Genomic DNA, 16449 nt, shown 5'->3' with positions numbered 1-16449 from the left:
GTTCATCCTGAGCCAGGATCAAACTCTCCAATAAAGTTAGTTTGTCTAGCATCTAAAATAAAAATTGACGTTTCACGTTGTTTGTTTCGTTCAGTTTTCAAAGAACTACTTAGTCGCTCATTTGCGACTTCCTTATGTTAACATCTTCATTTTTCAATGTCAACTAAGTTTTTTATTTTCTTTTTTGTCGTTTTCTGCGTTTCCGCATCAGCGACGGTTATTAATATATCATGCAGTATATACGGGGTCAATACTTTTTATAAAAAAATTTCACATCCCGTTAAAAACTTAAAAACCGCTGTAAAAATCATTATAGTGTCCATTCATTCTTCATGGCTCCCCTCCTATTCATTTCATATCTTATCCCTTTATCAATTTACATGAGAGTGAAAATTCTAAATTTTATGTTATATTATTAGTATAGGAGCGTGGTGAGAATGAGCATTAAGTATTCAAACAAAATCAATAAAATCCGGACCTTTGCATTAAGTTTAGTATTTATCGGCCTCTTCATTGCATACTTAGGTGTCTTTTTCCGCGAAAACATTATTATTATGACAACGTTTATGATGGTTGGCTTTTTAGCTGTTATCGCTAGCACTGTCGTTTACTTTTGGATTGGTATGTTATCTACTAAGACTATCCAAACTATTTGCCCAAGCTGTGATAAGCCAACAAAAATGCTCGGCCGTGTCGATGCATGTATGCACTGCAATCAACCTTTAACACTAGATCGAGATCTAGATGGAAAAGAATTTGATGAAAAGTATAATAAGAAGAGTTATAAATCATAAGTATCAAGGGAAATACGAATTTGCAACACCACAAACGTTTCAACTCATTAAAAAGTTGATTTCTTAAAAATCAACTTTTTAATTGTTTTATTAAATTTATTACACCTATTTTTTCGAAATAACAGTAAACATCCCTGTCATATTAGGCGAATAATCTTTAAAATCATATTTTTCGTAGAATGATGTTTTACCTTGCGACGCAAACAAACCAATGAATGCTTTATCTGGAGCATTCCCATTTAAGTATTCTACTAAAGTATTCATTATTTTCTTTCCAATACCATTCTTTTGATACTCTGGATGAACCACTATATCTTGAATATAGAAATAGATAGCCCCATCACCAACAATTCTCCCCATGCCGATGATTTGATTATGATCCTTGACTGTTATACAGTAAATGGAATTTTGAAGTGATATTTCCGCCACCTCAAAGTTCATATAATTAGTCCATCCCACAGAATCACATAAATATTTATATTCTTCCAATGTTGGAATGTTATTTTTAATCTCATATTTCTTCAAAATGTCCCCTCCAAGAATTCATTTTCACCAATACAAAGTAAATTCGACAAACTTTTATCTAACCCTTCTTACTAACTTAGCACTGTAAATCCCGATTAACCTCACGCTAATCCTTATATAATAAAGAAAGAGGCTGACGTATAGCCGTCAGCCTCTTTCTTTATTATATATTACGCCTTATGACACTCTGGACAAACGCCATAAATTTCTAAGCGATGACTATTGATAACGAAGCCTGTCGTTTTCGCAGCTTCCTCTTCCAGCTTTTCCAAGCCTCCATAAGGAAAATCAACAATCTTACCACATTTTTCGCAAATCACATGGTAATGTTGACTTGTAACATAATCAAATCTACTTGAAGCGTCTCCATAAGTTAATTCCTTTACAAGTCCAACCTCTTTAAACACACGTAAGTTATTATAGACAGTTGCAACACTCATATTTGGAAACTTACCTTCTAATGCTTTATAAATATCATCCGCTGTTGGGTGCGTCATTGATTCCACAAGGTACTCTAAAATAGCATGACGCTGTGGAGTAATGCGTACACCCGTATTTTTCAGCATTTCTAGCGCTTCTTTTAATTCTTCTTTGACCACCGTCATGCACCCCGATTCTATACGGATTATTATTTTATAATTCTTATAAAGAGTGTACTCCTTTTCTTATAAATCGTCAATATTTCTACTATAAGTATGTGGTTTATTTTTATATTCAGGACTTGTTTTTATGTATCTTTCCCTTTTTCTTCATATATTACATAGAAAAAAAGTGCGACATAATCGCACTTGGAATACTATCATCTGAGGAGGTATGCCCTACACTTCCACTTTATGTAAGGCAGTAAAATATGTATAGACACTTGCCTTGTTTCTGCATATTTTATCTCCAACGTAGATTTATTTTATATAAGAAAGAACATCCTCAATATGCCCTTTCACTTTTACTTTACGCCACTCTTTTACAAGTTCACCGTCTTTATTAATAAGAAATGTAGAACGCTCGATTCCCATATACTCTTTCCCAAAGTTCTTTTTTAACTTCCAAACATCGTATAACTCTGCTACTTTATGATCTTCATCTACTAAAAGTGTAAATGGCAATTCATGTTTCTCAATGAATTTCAAATGTCTATTCGCTGAATCAGGACTTACTCCAAGAATAACCGTATCCTTCTCTTGAAATACTCCATACGCATCACGAAAATCACATGCTTCAGTTGTACATCCTGGCGTCATATCTTTCGGGTAAAAATAGAGAACTACATTTTTACCGCGGAAATCAGCTAGACGAACTTCTTCTCCGTTACTTCCCTCTAATGTGAATTCTGGTGCCATTTCTCCTACTGTAATCATAGTTATCACTCCTACTCTTTTCCTTTACTATAACAAATGCTTCCTTATTTTTCATTGTCTATTACAGACCTCATCACAAAAGCAAAAGGGAGTGTATATCCAATTAGCGCTTCTGCGATTGCAATCCATCGCCCAATTCCAATCGGAGATATGTCACCATATCCAACAGACAATAAAGTAACTGCGCTAAAATATAAACAAACTTCGACGAGTTGAAAAGAATGAGCGTTCAAACTTTCTCCGTCCTCTTTCAAAACTGCGAAACCCATTTCCTCTAATACAACGTAACTTAATCCAAACGCGATCAGTACTGTTGTATAGATCAAAAATAATGTGGCCAAATTATAGAGCGAAAAAAAACGCGTTGAATCCGAATAGGAACTCCATAATAATTGGACACTTTTCAAAATAGCGATTGCTGCAATTAATAGAATAAATCCCCATAACATGTCCTCCACCTCATTTTATATGTATGAGGTGGAGAACTGATTTATCCCTTAGAAACGAACAAGCTTCTATAATTAATTACCCGCGCCACGATACCTTTTTACCCCTTGGTTCCAGAGGGTGATTGCAATCGTAAAACAGATAATACCAACAATTGGCGTCGCAAATGCATAACTATTCCATTCTGTTTTTCTTAAAAAGTATGCTGCTGGATATACTCCAACAAACGCAAACGGTAAAACAAACGTTAAAATGAAACGAATTACACGATTATAAATATTAACAGGATAGCGCCCGTAATTACCTATGTTATACATAAGAGGCATAATTGAACTTTTCGCATCCGACCAAAAACCAAGGCTCGCCAGCGTAACAAATATCCCTCCATATACAAGTGCTCCTCCTCCTACCATCAATATAAATAAGAAGAAATCATACCAGTAAAAAGATAATTGTAACTCCACAGTTGCATATCCCATTACAACAATCCCTGTAATAGCTCCAATTAAAGATTCAAGTTCCATTCTTTCTAATATAATTTGAAATAGGCTATGGATCGGTCGCGTTAATACACGATCCATCTCCCCTTTAATAATGTATCGATCATTAAAATCCCATATATTAAAGAAAGCTGAAAAGATGGCAAATGGTACTAAAAAGAAACCATAAATAAAGATTACCTCTTCTCGACTCCATCCCTTCAATGCTTGTGTATGCCCAAATACAACGAGAATAAATATTAAATTAACTGCTTGAAGCGATAAATCAGAAAGTAAACCAACAATAAAATCGCCTCGATACTCCAATTTCGTTTTTATATATTGACTTGCATATTGTAAAAATAAGTTTATATATAGCATCTCATCATCCCCCTTGTACAATTAGACGTTTTCTCGCCGTTCTCCACATGAGTACAATTGGAATAATAAGTACAATCGCCCAAATCACTTGAAATATTAAAGCCTCATACAACTTACTCCCCTGTATACCTTCAGAAAAAATCATACTTGGAATATAACTAATAGCCTGAAACGGTAAGAACATCATTGCTTTTTGGGCCCATAACGGATAAAAACTAATTGGTAATAATAGACCTGAAAATAAATCAATAACAACGCGTTTTGCATACATAATCCCACTATTATTAAATAGAAAAAACGTAAGCATTCCTGTCATTAAATTAATTTGTGTATTAATAATAAAACTAAATATTAAAGATAAGAAGAAATATAACCACGTTTGAAAATTCGTTGTAATTTGCAACGAAAATAATAACGTAACGATAACCATACCTGGAATGGAAAAGAAGGCAAAACGGAATATTCCCTCGCCAAGACCTTGCATAACTTTCATTCCCAAATAGTTATACGGACGAATTAATTCTACAGCCACACGTCCTTCTTGAATCTCCATCGCAATTTCCCTATCTATATTATTAAAATAGAAGGCACGTGCCATCCACGCGATTGCGATATACGTGGTCATTTGCGAAATAGATAAACTTTCAATATTCTCTTTTCCGCTATAAATTGCTTGCCATAAAAAATAGTAAGCACCGATATTAATCGTATAAATTAAAATCCCGCTATAATAATTTGTGCGATACGCAAGCATCATTAAAAAGCGAATTCGAATCATTTCAATATACTTACCCATGTTTAATACCTTCTTCATAAATGTTACGAATAATTTCCTCTGTAGACACTTCATTAATTTTTAAATCTTTAATTTGAAAGGCTTGTACTACTTTAGAAATAAGCATTGAAATAATAACTTCTTCATTCGGTATTTTTGCAACCCACGCGTTTTCCTCTTTCGCTTTCGACCAAACGACATGACTATCTGGCATAACCATTGATAAAGCCTGATAGGAAACTGGTGCAATAAACTGAAAATGTATTTCCTTCTCCGCTCCCCACTGCGTACGAAGATTACTTAAAGAACCGTCATACATAATATTTCCTTCATCCAGCATGATAACACGCTCACATAATGCTTCAATATCAGTAATATCATGGGTTGTTAATAAAATTGTTGTTTTATAACGTTCATTCATTTCTTTTAAAAATTCACGTATTTTCAATTTCACAAGTACATCTAGCCCAATTGTTGGTTCATCTAAAAATAATAACGGTGGGTTATGAATTAATGCTGCCGCTAATTCACAACGCATTCTTTGACCTAGAGATAACTTTCGAACTGGCTTATCTAATAAAGGACCAATATCTAACGTTTCAATCACGTGTTCCATATGCTCTTTATACTGAGCGTCTGATACACCGTACACTTTTTTTAATAAACGAAAAGATTCTTGTACAGCAATATCCCACCAAAGTTGTGAGCGTTGACCGAAAACAACACCAATGGTTCTTACAAATTCTTCTCTCTGCTTATGTGGGTTCATCCCATTTACTAAAATCTCTCCTGATGTCGGAGTCAAAATCCCCGTAAGCATTTTAATTGTTGTTGATTTACCAGCACCGTTCTCACCGATATAACCAACCATCTCACCTTGTTTTACAGTAAAAGATACATCATTTACTGCTGGTACTATTTTATAATTACGATTTAATAAATCGCGAAATGCACCCTTTAAACCCGGACGACTTGAATAGGCTGTAAATTCTTTACGTAACCCTTGTACCTCAATTACCGACTTCATAATCGGACCCCCCTCCTAAATGTCACAACGAATAGTTTACCCAACTGCCTTCTCTATCACAAACAATACGTCTTTTCGAAAAACATGTTAGAATAATACATAGATTTTTGTAAGGAGATGAATGGTAGTGAAATTCACAAAGTCAGAAGCATTACATAAAGAAGCTTTAGAGCATATCGTTGGCGGCGTTAATAGTCCTTCTCGTTCTTTTAAAGCAGTTGGCGGCGGCGCTCCTGTTGCTATGGAACGTGGGAAAGGCGCTTATTTCTGGGATGTAGACGGAAATAAATATATCGATTATTTAGCAGCATACGGTCCTATTATTACTGGACATGCTCATCCGCATATAACAAAAGCAATTACAACAGCTGCTGAAAATGGGGTACTTTATGGAACACCAACAGCGCTAGAGGTAAAATTCGCAAAAATGTTAAAAGAAGCAATGCCTGCATTAGATAAAGTCCGTTTCGTAAACTCTGGTACAGAAGCAGTGATGACAACGATTCGTGTTGCTCGTGCTTATACAGGTCGCACAAAGATCATGAAATTCGCTGGTTGTTACCACGGTCATTCTGATTTAGTACTTGTGGCAGCTGGATCTGGTCCTTCTACTTTAGGAACTCCTGACTCAGCTGGCGTACCACAAAGTATCGCTCAAGAAGTTATTACTGTTCCATTTAATAATGTAGAAACTTTAAAAGAAGCGTTAGATAAATGGGGACATGAAGTAGCGGCTATTCTTGTAGAACCGATTGTTGGAAACTTCGGTATTGTAGAGCCAAAAACTGGATTCCTTGAGAAAGTGAATGAACTTGTTCATGAAGCTGGCGCACTAGTAATTTATGATGAAGTTATTACCGCTTTCCGCTTCATGTACGGTGGTGCTCAAGATTTACTTGGCGTAACACCAGACTTAACAGCGCTTGGTAAAGTTATTGGCGGCGGACTTCCAATCGGTGCTTACGGTGGTAAGAAAGAAATTATGGAACAAGTTGCTCCGCTTGGACCTGCATATCAAGCAGGTACAATGGCAGGAAATCCTGCTTCTATGGCATCTGGTATTGCTTGTCTAGAAGTTCTTCAACAAGAAGGACTTTATGAGAAATTAGATGAACTTGGTGCCATGCTTGAAAAAGGAATTTTAGAGCAAGCTACAAAACATAATATCGATATTACATTAAACCGTCTAAAAGGTGCTTTAACTGTATACTTCACAACAAATACAATTGAAGATTACGATGCAGCACAAGATACAGACGGTGAAATGTTCGGTAAATTCTTCAAGCTAATGCTTCAAGAAGGAGTTAACTTAGCACCTTCTAAATACGAGGCATGGTTCTTAACTACAGAACATACAAAAGAAGATATTGAATATACAATCGAAGCTGTCGGCAGAGCATTTGCTGCCCTAGCAGACAATAAATAATCCCATCATTAAAAGGAAAAAAGAAAGCTCACCTTTCTTTTTTCCTTTTTTCTATTTCATAAATTCCGTATTAATAGTATAATTATTCATAATTATCTGTTTTATATTCTTTTACAGCATTACTATCTCTGTGTACAAGGTGATTCGCACCTTAAATAGTAAGATTATTCTAACTTTTACAAGAGGGGGGATTGACGGATGCTCAATAAAAAAAATACATGGACACCGTCTTTATTTCGAGATTATAGAAATGCAGAACATGATGCGTGTGGAATCGTTTCCGTTATGGAGAAACGAAAAATTGCTACAAAAGAAAACATTGACCTTTGCATACAATCACTCGTCAAAATGAATCATAGAGCTGGTTTCATTAATGGCGAGGGCGATGGCATCGGCATTCACATTGATATACCAAAAACGCTTTGGCATGAAAAACTAAAAAGTAGTGGATATAATCCAACGATTGTGGATCATCCCCACTTTATCGTTGGACATTTTTTTCTAAATAAAAAAGAAAACATTACTGCCTTAAAAGATTATATTCGTACGCAATTAAACAACAAAAACTTTACTATCATTTTCGAAAGTGATGATGTAACAAACTCAGATGCGCTCGGTCCACTCGGTAAACAAGAAGAACCTTTATTTTGGCAAGTTGCCCTTATCGCAGAAAACGAAATTACAAATATTGAGCAAACATTATTTTCTGTCACAATAAAAATAGAGGAAAACGAAACAATTCATGTTGCTTCATTAAGTCGTGATCATGTTGTATATAAAGTTCTAGGTGCTGGTGATACACTTGTTGCCTACTATAATGATTTACAACATCCACTTATCGCTTCAACTATGACATTAGGACATAACCGCTACTCTACTAATACATTATCTAATTTTTTTCGTGTACAACCATTTAGTATTCTCGGACATAATGGTGAAATTAACACAATTGCGAAATTACGCGATCAAGCTGAAATGATTGATGTACCACTTACTGCTAGAGGCAGTGACTCTCAAGATTTAAACCGCACCTTAGAAACCCTACTTGTTCAATACGACTACAGTTTATTTGAAGCAATGGAAATACTATTCCCACCAATTATTAATGAAATTAAACTTTATGAAACACCTTTACAAGATTTATATACGTATATACGTGAAGCATGGGGACATTTTGCACAAGGACCAGCTGGCATCATTTCACGTTTTAAAGATGAAGCTGTTTTCAGCGTTGATTCTCTTGGATTACGCCCAGTATGGAAAGTAGAGACAGAAAGCTCTTATATTTTCTCTTCTGAACCTGGAGTTGTATCACCAACTAAATATGTAGCAGAACCAAAACCACTCGCTCCTGGAGAAAAAGTCGGATTAAAATGGAATGAACAAGATGAACTTGTTCTTTATGAATATGACAAATATCAAATCCAAGTATATAACCGTTTTAAAAAGCGAATTGATACTACCAATTACCATTTAAATTTATCTATCCCTGAAACGAAAAAAATTCAAGGGCTATGTGATTCTGTTCAAGTTAAAACGAAACAATATGTCGCTTTCGGATGGGACCGAGAACATATTCAACTTCTTGAACAGATGGCAACAAAAGGCGTTGAGCCAATACGCTCACTTGGGCATGACTCACCACTTGCCGCACTTGATACTGATAGACGAAATATCGCTGACTTTATTAAAGAAAGTGTAGCTGTTGTTACAAACCCTGCAATTGACCGTGACCGTGAAATTGAACACTTCTCTACACGTACTGTACTTGGACAGCGTCCAAGTTTATTAAGCGGCGCAAAACGGCCATTTGTAGTTGAAATGCTTTCACCAATTATTTTAGAAGGCAGCGTGGCACAACCTATTGCAGAGGAATTACACACAATTACGTACGAACAACTCATAGAACTATTTAAAACTCATAACTCTATCGCCACAATCTCTGCTACATTCAGCTCGTCAGAAACTCTGCAATGTGCATTAAACCGCATTAGTTCTGAAGCGATAGCTGCTGTTAACAATGGTGCTTCCCTACTAGTATTAGATGACGCAAAAGCCCATCTAAATGAACGCTTTTGGATTGATCCACATTTAGTTACTGCTAAAGTGCATCAATCATTAAGTGAAAATAAATTACGCCGCAATTGTTCTCTCGTTATACGTTCTGGTGCCCTTCGCTCCTTACATGACATTGTCACGCTATATGGATTAGGAGCAGATAGTATTAATCCATATTTATTATTCGCGACTGTAAATGATGGAACAAAAACACCAATTACGAATCTGTATAATGCACTTAATAAAGGATTAGAAAAAGTCATTTCAACAATTGGCATTCATGAGTTACGTGGTTACGGACGTCTCTATTCATCTATTGGGTTACATGAAGAAATCGCAAATATATTACAAATTACAAATTTCTTCGGTTCAAATGATTTAGCCTTTTCACTCGAATCACTTGCTGAAGATGCAAAAATACGAGCAGAGGATTATAACAATCCTAAAATTAGAATGCGAAAATCATTTCATATATTCCCGCGAATTTGGAAAGCAATCGGCGACGTTGCAAAAGGAAATTCTTATGATGATTACCGTGACAAGTTAAGTGAACTAGAAGAGAATAATCCAATCGCAATCAGACACCTTGTCCAAACGAAACAAACAAAACATGTCGTTCCAACTGAAGAAGTATCTATCGGCATTCAAACTCATAATTTACCATTTATTATTAGTTCTATGTCATTTGGTTCTCAAAACGAAATTGCCTTTCGCGCATATGCAGAAGCGGCCGATCAGCTAAATATGATTAGCTTGAACGGTGAAGGCGGCGAAATTAAAGATATGATTGGAAAATACCCACATACACGTGGACAACAAGTGGCATCTGGGCGATTTGGAGTAAATGCCGAACTACTAAACTCATCCAACTTAATTGAAATCAAAATCGGTCAAGGCGCAAAGCCTGGGGAAGGCGGACATTTACCTGGTTCAAAAGTAACAGCCAAAATCGCTGAAGCACGTAATGCGACAATTGGCTCAGATTTAATTTCACCTTCTAATAACCATGATATTTATTCAATTGAAGATTTAGCTCAAATGATTACGGAAATTAAAACAGCTAATCAACTTGCCAAAGTAGCCGTGAAAGTCCCTGTCGTTCCTAATATCGGAACAATTGCTGTCGGTATCGCCAAAGCTGGCGCTGATTTTATTAACATTAGCGGATTCGATGGCGGAACAGGTGCTGCCCGTATTCACGCATTGCAACATGTAGGTCTTCCTGTAGAAATTGGTGTTAAAGCCGCTCACAACGCTTTATTAGAAGCAAGCATGAGACATAAAGTAGAGATTTGGGCAGATGGTGGTATTCGAAGTGTAAATGATGCCTTGAAAATCATGCTCCTCGGAGCAAACCGGATTGGATTTGGCACACTATCAATGATTGCAATCGGCTGTACTACTTGCCGTGGGTGTCATCTAGATACTTGCCATGTTGGAATTGCGACACAAATTGAGTCTGAAGCACAAGCAAAAGAACATGGGTTACGCCGCTTCGTCCCACGCGAATTAGAAAGCGCAGTTGCTGGCCTGCTAAATTTATTCACCTCTTTCGGTGTAGAACTAAAACGATTAACAGGACAGCTTGGGTATACAAATTTACAAGCAATAGTTGGGCGTTCTGATTTATTAGAGCAAGTTCGAGGCGAAAATTTATTAAACTTACGTAATTTACTACAAATAATAGAACATCCATCTGTTACAACAACAGAAGGCGTACCAGAAAAACAATTTAAGACAGTTCATTCCGCTGACTCAAAAGAATTAGTAGGCGTTGGTGTAGAGCAACGCGTTATGGGGGGTCTAGAATCATGTTATCGCGTTCGCAGTAAACTATATGAAGCTACTCAACTTGAACCACTTACATTAAAGTATACGAATGGTTCTATTCCCGGAAATGGGTTAGGCGCTTACAATAGTGAAAATTTATTTATACACGTAAATGGCGGCGCACAAGATGGCATTGGTAAAACTTCCTTTGGTGGTGGGATTTATATAACGAAATCAAAAGGAAAAGACGGAGTATATTATAACGGTTCTGTCGGAAAAGGATTTGGATATGGTGCACAAAAAGGGGCACTATACGTGCAAGGGAACGCTGATGCTCGCGCTGGCATTCGCCTTTCTGGGGCAGATATGATAATTGGAGGTAGAATAACAAAACCACTTCGTGAAAAAGAGCAAGGAAATATAGGTGCATACTCCAATATTAAAGGTTTTGCTTTTGAATATATGACAAATGGGCGAGCGCTTGTTTTAGGTGACCCTGGGCCATGGATTTGTGCTGGCATGACTGGCGGTGTTGTTTATTTGCGTCGTGATTCAAACTTAGGCTTAACAGAACAGGCCTTAAAAAGAAGAATCGCAAAAGGTGCAAATGTTACATTACAACCAATTAGTAAAAATGGTTTGAAAGATGTAACTGAATTATTGCTAGACTATATTCGTGTATTAAATGAGCATGAGCAATATGAGGAAGTTGCTATATTAACAGCATTATTAGATGATATACAGAACCAGTTTTTTGAGATTATCCCGAAAAAAGAACAGGCAGACCCATCTATCTCAACAGAGTAAAATAGGTAATTTTCATTATTAAGAAAAAATTGACGAAGTACGCTTCTCATAGTAATCTATAGTAACAATTTGAGACCTGCTGAAATTCAGCAGGTTTTTTTACTAAAAACTGATGTTTAAAAGGAATTAGGAAAAATTATAAAGTGAAACTTTAATTAGCCTACACCAATCGGACGTTTACCGGCATCTAGCTTCTAATTTTTGAGGCAGGAATCTTACTGCTCACAATTAGCGGGATAAAATGAATACTAATTTCTTTTAACGTCACTAAAATATCACTTGCTAACATATTGTAATGAATGTATAGTATCATGTTGTACATTCATTATGACAAGAGAAAGGATCTTATTAAGGGTATGAAACTTGGTGCTCGCATTTTAAAAACGGGTATTGCCATCACGTTAGCTTTATTTGCTTGTATTTTACTTCAATTACCGAGTCCGGTATTTGCGGGAATTTCAGCTATTTTTGCTGTTCAACCGTCTGTATACCGTTCTTATTTAACAGCACTTGAACAAATTCAAGCAAATGTAATTGGTGCGATATTTGCTATCGCATTTGCTACTGCTTTTGGACATAATCCTTTTATTATTGGATTAACATGTATATTAGTAATTGCTCTTACATTACAATTACGATTAGAAAACACAATATCAATTGCTTTAGTAACAGTTATCGCCATTATGGAGTATCAAGGCGAAGATTTCTTTAGTTTTGCCTTACTTCGATTTGCGACGATTATGATTGGTATTATTGCGGCTTCACTTGTAAATTTAGTATTTATGCCGCCGAAATATGAAACAAAACTTTATCATCGTATCGTTGATAATACAGAAGAAATTGTAAAATGGATTCGAATGAATAGCAGGCAGGCTTCTGATTTTACAACGCTAAAAACTGATATTGATCGTATGAAAGAAAAAATGATCAAACTAAACCATTACTATTTGCTGTATAAAGAAGAAAGAAGCTACACGAAAAAAGTAAAGTTCGCAAAAATTCGTAAGCTCGTTTTATTCAGACAAATGTTAGCGACAACAAGCCGTGCTTTAAGTACGTTAAAATCATTACACCGTACTGAAAATGAACTGCGCTATATGCCAGAGGAATTTCAGGAATCTATCCAAAACGAACTTGATTCATTAACGCATTATCATGAACAAGTTTTATTAAAATTTATTGGTAAAGCAAAAAAACAACAATCAGTTGAAATGCTTGATGAAGTCGAAACAGGTAAACAAGAATTAATTGATATCTTTATGGAATATCAAAATAAGGACGATGAAGAAGCATATAAAACATGGTTACATCTCTTCCCTCTTATTTCTTCCATCATTAACTATAGTGAAGAAGTAGAGCATTTAGATTTACTTGTAGATAGCTTCTACACATACCATAAACCAGAAAAAGAACTCCAAATCGATGATAAAAAAGAAGACGAATAAAAAACAGCTCCTTTTATGCTAAAGGAGCTGTTTCTGTTATATGTTGAAGTTGATATAAATTATAATAAAATCCTCTTTTTCGCATTAACTCTTCATGAGAACCTGTTTCTTTAATCTCACCGTCTTCAATGTAAATAATCGTATCAACATGCGTAATCGTCGCTAATCGATGTGCAATTATAATCGTTGTCCGGTCAGCAGCTAACGTCTGAAGCGCCTCTTGAATATACCTTTCATTTTCTAAATCTAAAGCCGAAGTTGCTTCATCCAATATAAGTACCGACGGATTCTTTAGAAATACGCGTGCAATTGCCACGCGTTGCCTTTGCCCGCCCGATAGCTTCACACCACGTTCTCCAACGACAGTATTATAACCATCTGGTAAGTCTATAATAAAATCATGAATTTGCGCAGCTTTGGTAGCTGCAATCACTTCTTTCTCTGTAGCTTTCGGATTTCCATATAGAATATTAGCTCCAATTGTATCGCTAAACAATAAATTATCTTGCAGTACAATTCCAATATGACTACGCAAATTTCTCATATTATACTTTCTTACATCTATGCCATCTACATAAACCGCGCCTTCAGAAACATCATAGAAACGCGGGATCAAACTAGCAAGAGATGACTTCCCTCCCCCACTCGCTCCTACAAGCGCTACTTTCTCTCCAGGCTGCATAGTTAATGACAAGTTGTGTAATATCTCTTTTTCATCTGCATTATAACGAAAAGAAACATTGTCAAATACAATTTCTCCATTTAATTTTTTCGTTTGTACCGCATTTGGCACATTAACAATATCGTATTTTTCATCTAACAGTTCAAACACACGGTCCATCGATGCAAAAGATTGTGTTAATGTTGTGGATGAATTAACAAGGCGGCGAAGCGGACTATATAAACTATCCATATATCCAACAAAAGCAACCATCGTCCCTAGCGTTAACTGCCCCTGAATTACTTCATATGCTGCAAAACCAATCACAAGTAACGGACCTAAATCGGTTAACGTATTTACTGCCGAAAATGTTCTCGCCGTCCAACTTGTATGGGTTAATGCTTTCGTTAAAAATTCATTATTTCTTTTTTCAAACTGCTTCCCCTCATACTCTTCTAACGCAAAGCTACGTGTCACTTGCATTCCTTGAATACGTTCATGCAAATACCCTTGCATCGTCGCTAACGCTTGTGAACGCTCTTTCGTCAATTTCCGAAGACGTCCGAAAAAATATTTCACTGCAATTACATAAATAGGTAAAATCAATAACGCAACAAATGTTAATTTTATATTCATAGAAAACATAACAATGATAGCAATAGCAATTGTTGCAGTATCTAACCAGACGTTCATCAAACCAGTAATTACAAAATCCTTCGTTTGTTCTACATCATGGATGACACGCGAAATAATCTCCCCTGTTTTTGTATTGGAATAATAACGTAAACTTAACTTTTGTAAGTGACCGAAAATATGCTTCCGCAAATCATACAGTATTGTATTTGCGATACGTTGTGCGAAATATTGACGATAATATTCAATCGGTGGTCTTAATACCGCAAAAATAAAAAAAGCAATTCCAATCGCTGTTATTAATTGAGATGTTTTATCTTGAAGTGAGCCCGCGCCTTGAATTACATCATCTATAATATACTTTAATAACCACGGCATAATAAGTGGGATACCGAATTTAACTAGCCCAATAATAATTGTAATAGCAATAAGCCATCGATATGGTTTAACAAATTGTAAATATCTTTTTATGCCTTGCACATAATCCCCCCTCTAATAGGACAAACCTGCCGGGAAGCCCCCTGCAGGTTTGTTTTAATTTCTGTACATTAAATATCGTTCATACCACATATCTACGAAATCTGGTGCAAATGGACCTTTTCTTTGATGAATCCACTGTGTTAAATGTGCTACATTTCGTTTTAAAATTGTATCAATAACAGGTGGATACTGCATAATTTGACTATGTTTTTCATACTCATCTTCATCTAGAAGCGTATATGTCATATCTGGATATACTTTAATATCTAAATCATAATCAATATACTTTAATGCTTCAGAATCATACGCAAAAGGTGAGCTTAAATTACAATAATAATATACGCCATCTTCCCTAAGCATCCCAATCACATTAAACCAATAGTTGGCATGAAAATAACAAATTGCTGGTTCACGAGTAATCCATGTTCGGCCATCCGATTCTGTAACTACTGTACGATCATTCGCTCCGATTACAAGACTCTGTGTCCCTTTTAAAATTGTTGTTTCTTCCCACATTCTATGAATGGAGCCATTATGTTTATAACTATGTATTTGTACTTTTTCTCCTTCTTTGGGAAATCCCATATATGCTCCCTTCTTTCAACTGCAAATGCCCTTTGAATGGCATTCACTTTTTTTCTATTATAACTTTTTTGTCGAAATTTTAAAACTAAAGGGACAAGACTCTATTTTTCACAGTGAATATGCAGAATGTTTATTGTTGAATACAATAATCCCCAATCTTCTCAGGAAACAAGGATTGTACTGTATTATTTATAAAAGAGGACATGTAATAGAAAAAGTCCCTCTCTATTGAAGGACTTTTCATCTGAAAGTAATAATATATCTTATCCTAAATTTGAAATCATTTTTTCATTTTCAAAAGATTGGATTACACTATTCGTTTGTTCTTCAAATTTCTCATGTAACATCTTCAATGCTACTTCTGTTCTATATATTTCCTGGCGGATAAAATGCAGTTCTTTTTTATCACACGTATCTTTTTCATTCATTTCAATTTGTTGATACTTCTCTAGATGTGCTTGTAACTTTAACAACTCATCCATCGTTTCTAATTGCTCCCCTACCAACTTATCAAAATCGTTCATCACTTACCCCCTTTTGGACTTATTCATCAGTTATTATTCCTAATTACATAATTCTAATTGTTAACTGCCTTCTCCTTTGACTACATTTGTTGACTTATTAGAAGTTATGTCGTTCACTTTCTTTTCATTACAACGATCCACGCACAAAGAAAACACTCCTCACGAATGAAGTGAACCCGAATAGTGGTACATGAAAAAAACACCTCCTGAATTCGCATACTAAGTATGCAAATTCATTGGAGGTGTTTTTCGTTTGAAGACAAGAGTTCATTACCCA

General features: G+C 35.7%; 14 protein-coding genes. 4 read left to right on the top strand and 10 right to left on the bottom strand.

Annotated features, from left to right (window positions below; genetic code table 11):
* The first annotated feature begins 437 nt into the window (after positions 1 to 437).
* Complete coding sequence (locus MR143_RS31870; RefSeq protein ID WP_000025060.1) at positions 438 to 794, top strand: YgzB family protein; 357 nt, start codon at positions 438 to 440, stop codon at positions 792 to 794.
* A gap of 105 nt (positions 795 to 899) precedes the next feature.
* Here MR143_RS31870 and MR143_RS31865 read toward each other — a convergent pair whose 3' ends face one another.
* The 7 genes from MR143_RS31865 to MR143_RS31835 form a co-directional block, all read right to left on the bottom strand.
* Complete coding sequence (locus tag MR143_RS31865) at positions 900 to 1319, bottom strand: GNAT family N-acetyltransferase (RefSeq protein ID WP_000759734.1); 420 nt, start codon at positions 1317 to 1319, stop codon at positions 900 to 902.
* 170 nt (positions 1320 to 1489) lie between these two features.
* Complete coding sequence (perR, locus tag MR143_RS31860) at positions 1490 to 1918, bottom strand: peroxide-responsive transcriptional repressor PerR (RefSeq protein ID WP_000237829.1); 429 nt, start codon at positions 1916 to 1918, stop codon at positions 1490 to 1492.
* Between the two features lie 300 nt (positions 1919 to 2218).
* On the bottom strand, positions 2219 to 2674 hold the full coding sequence (gene bcp, locus MR143_RS31855; protein ID WP_000633710.1) for a thioredoxin-dependent thiol peroxidase: 456 nt from the start codon (positions 2672 to 2674) through the stop codon (positions 2219 to 2221).
* Positions 2675 to 2718: 44 nt separating this feature from the next.
* Entirely contained in the window at positions 2719 to 3123 is a 405-nt protein-coding gene (locus MR143_RS31850; RefSeq protein ID WP_000964343.1) for a potassium channel family protein, read from the bottom strand.
* A 72-nt stretch (positions 3124 to 3195) separates the two neighbouring features.
* Positions 3196 to 3981: an ABC transporter permease gene (locus MR143_RS31845; protein WP_000965778.1), complete on the bottom strand. Its 786-nt coding sequence runs from the start codon at positions 3979 to 3981 to the stop codon at positions 3196 to 3198.
* A 4-nt stretch (positions 3982 to 3985) separates the two neighbouring features.
* Entirely contained in the window at positions 3986 to 4777 is a 792-nt protein-coding gene (locus tag MR143_RS31840) for an ABC transporter permease (RefSeq protein ID WP_000521516.1), read from the bottom strand.
* Complete coding sequence (locus tag MR143_RS31835; RefSeq protein WP_000843650.1) at positions 4770 to 5783, bottom strand: ABC transporter ATP-binding protein; 1014 nt, start codon at positions 5781 to 5783, stop codon at positions 4770 to 4772. Before MR143_RS31835 ends, MR143_RS31840 begins: the two co-directional genes overlap by 8 nt.
* A 121-nt stretch (positions 5784 to 5904) precedes the next feature.
* On the opposite strand from MR143_RS31835, the gene hemL reads away from it, so the two are divergent.
* From hemL to MR143_RS31820, 3 genes are all read left to right on the top strand, one after another.
* Entirely contained in the window at positions 5905 to 7209 is a 1305-nt protein-coding gene (gene hemL, locus MR143_RS31830; protein ID WP_242281273.1) for a glutamate-1-semialdehyde-2,1-aminomutase, read from the top strand.
* Positions 7210 to 7407: 198 nt separating this feature from the next.
* Positions 7408 to 11844, top strand: a complete 4437-nt coding sequence (locus tag MR143_RS31825) for a glutamate synthase-related protein (protein WP_000932753.1) — start codon at positions 7408 to 7410, stop codon at positions 11842 to 11844.
* Positions 11845 to 12200: 356 nt separating this feature from the next.
* Positions 12201 to 13289 (top strand): aromatic acid exporter family protein, encoded by a 1089-nt coding sequence (locus tag MR143_RS31820; RefSeq protein ID WP_000765787.1) that lies wholly within the window; start codon positions 12201 to 12203, stop codon positions 13287 to 13289.
* A gap of 13 nt (positions 13290 to 13302) precedes the next feature.
* Here MR143_RS31820 and MR143_RS31815 read toward each other — a convergent pair whose 3' ends face one another.
* The 3 genes from MR143_RS31815 to MR143_RS31805 form a co-directional block, all read right to left on the bottom strand.
* Positions 13303 to 15063 carry an ABC transporter ATP-binding protein gene (locus MR143_RS31815; protein ID WP_001161597.1) on the bottom strand — a complete coding sequence of 587 codons (1761 nt, stop codon included), beginning with the start codon at positions 15061 to 15063 and terminating at the stop codon, positions 13303 to 13305.
* A gap of 54 nt (positions 15064 to 15117) precedes the next feature.
* On the bottom strand, positions 15118 to 15648 hold the full coding sequence (ntdP, locus tag MR143_RS31810; protein WP_000506625.1) for a nucleoside tri-diphosphate phosphatase: 531 nt from the start codon (positions 15646 to 15648) through the stop codon (positions 15118 to 15120).
* 263 nt (positions 15649 to 15911) lie between these two features.
* Positions 15912 to 16172, bottom strand: a complete 261-nt coding sequence (locus tag MR143_RS31805) for a YgaB family protein (RefSeq protein ID WP_000997576.1) — start codon at positions 16170 to 16172, stop codon at positions 15912 to 15914.
* Between the last annotated feature and the right edge of the window lie 277 nt (positions 16173 to 16449).

The sequence above is a fragment of the Bacillus cereus group sp. BfR-BA-01347 genome (assembly GCF_022663835.1).
GTDB lineage: Bacteria > Bacillota > Bacilli > Bacillales > Bacillaceae_G > Bacillus_A > Bacillus_A thuringiensis_K.
The sequence above is the reverse complement of the archived record's forward strand: the minus strand, read 5'-3'. Positions and strand labels throughout refer to the sequence as shown.

What these genes read in the sequence shown, in the direction of transcription:
- MR143_RS31870 (WP_000025060.1), top strand. Translation starts at nt 438, where the DNA reads ATGAGCATTAAGTATTCAAACAAAATCAATAAAATCCGGACCTTTGCA.
- bcp (WP_000633710.1), bottom strand. Translation starts at nt 2,674, where the DNA reads ATGATTACAGTAGGAGAAATGGCACCAGAATTCACATTAGAGGGAAGT.
- MR143_RS31850 (WP_000964343.1), bottom strand. Translation starts at nt 3,123, where the DNA reads ATGTTATGGGGATTTATTCTATTAATTGCAGCAATCGCTATTTTGAAA.
- MR143_RS31845 (WP_000965778.1), bottom strand. Translation starts at nt 3,981, where the DNA reads ATGCTATATATAAACTTATTTTTACAATATGCAAGTCAATATATAAAA.
- MR143_RS31840 (WP_000521516.1), bottom strand. Translation starts at nt 4,777, where the DNA reads ATGGGTAAGTATATTGAAATGATTCGAATTCGCTTTTTAATGATGCTT.
- MR143_RS31835 (WP_000843650.1), bottom strand. Translation starts at nt 5,783, where the DNA reads ATGAAGTCGGTAATTGAGGTACAAGGGTTACGTAAAGAATTTACAGCC.
- hemL (WP_242281273.1), top strand. Translation starts at nt 5,905, where the DNA reads ATGGTAGTGAAATTCACAAAGTCAGAAGCATTACATAAAGAAGCTTTA.
- MR143_RS31825 (WP_000932753.1), top strand. Translation starts at nt 7,408, where the DNA reads ATGCTCAATAAAAAAAATACATGGACACCGTCTTTATTTCGAGATTAT.
- MR143_RS31820 (WP_000765787.1), top strand. Translation starts at nt 12,201, where the DNA reads ATGAAACTTGGTGCTCGCATTTTAAAAACGGGTATTGCCATCACGTTA.
- ntdP (WP_000506625.1), bottom strand. Translation starts at nt 15,648, where the DNA reads ATGGGATTTCCCAAAGAAGGAGAAAAAGTACAAATACATAGTTATAAA.
- MR143_RS31805 (WP_000997576.1), bottom strand. Translation starts at nt 16,172, where the DNA reads ATGAACGATTTTGATAAGTTGGTAGGGGAGCAATTAGAAACGATGGAT.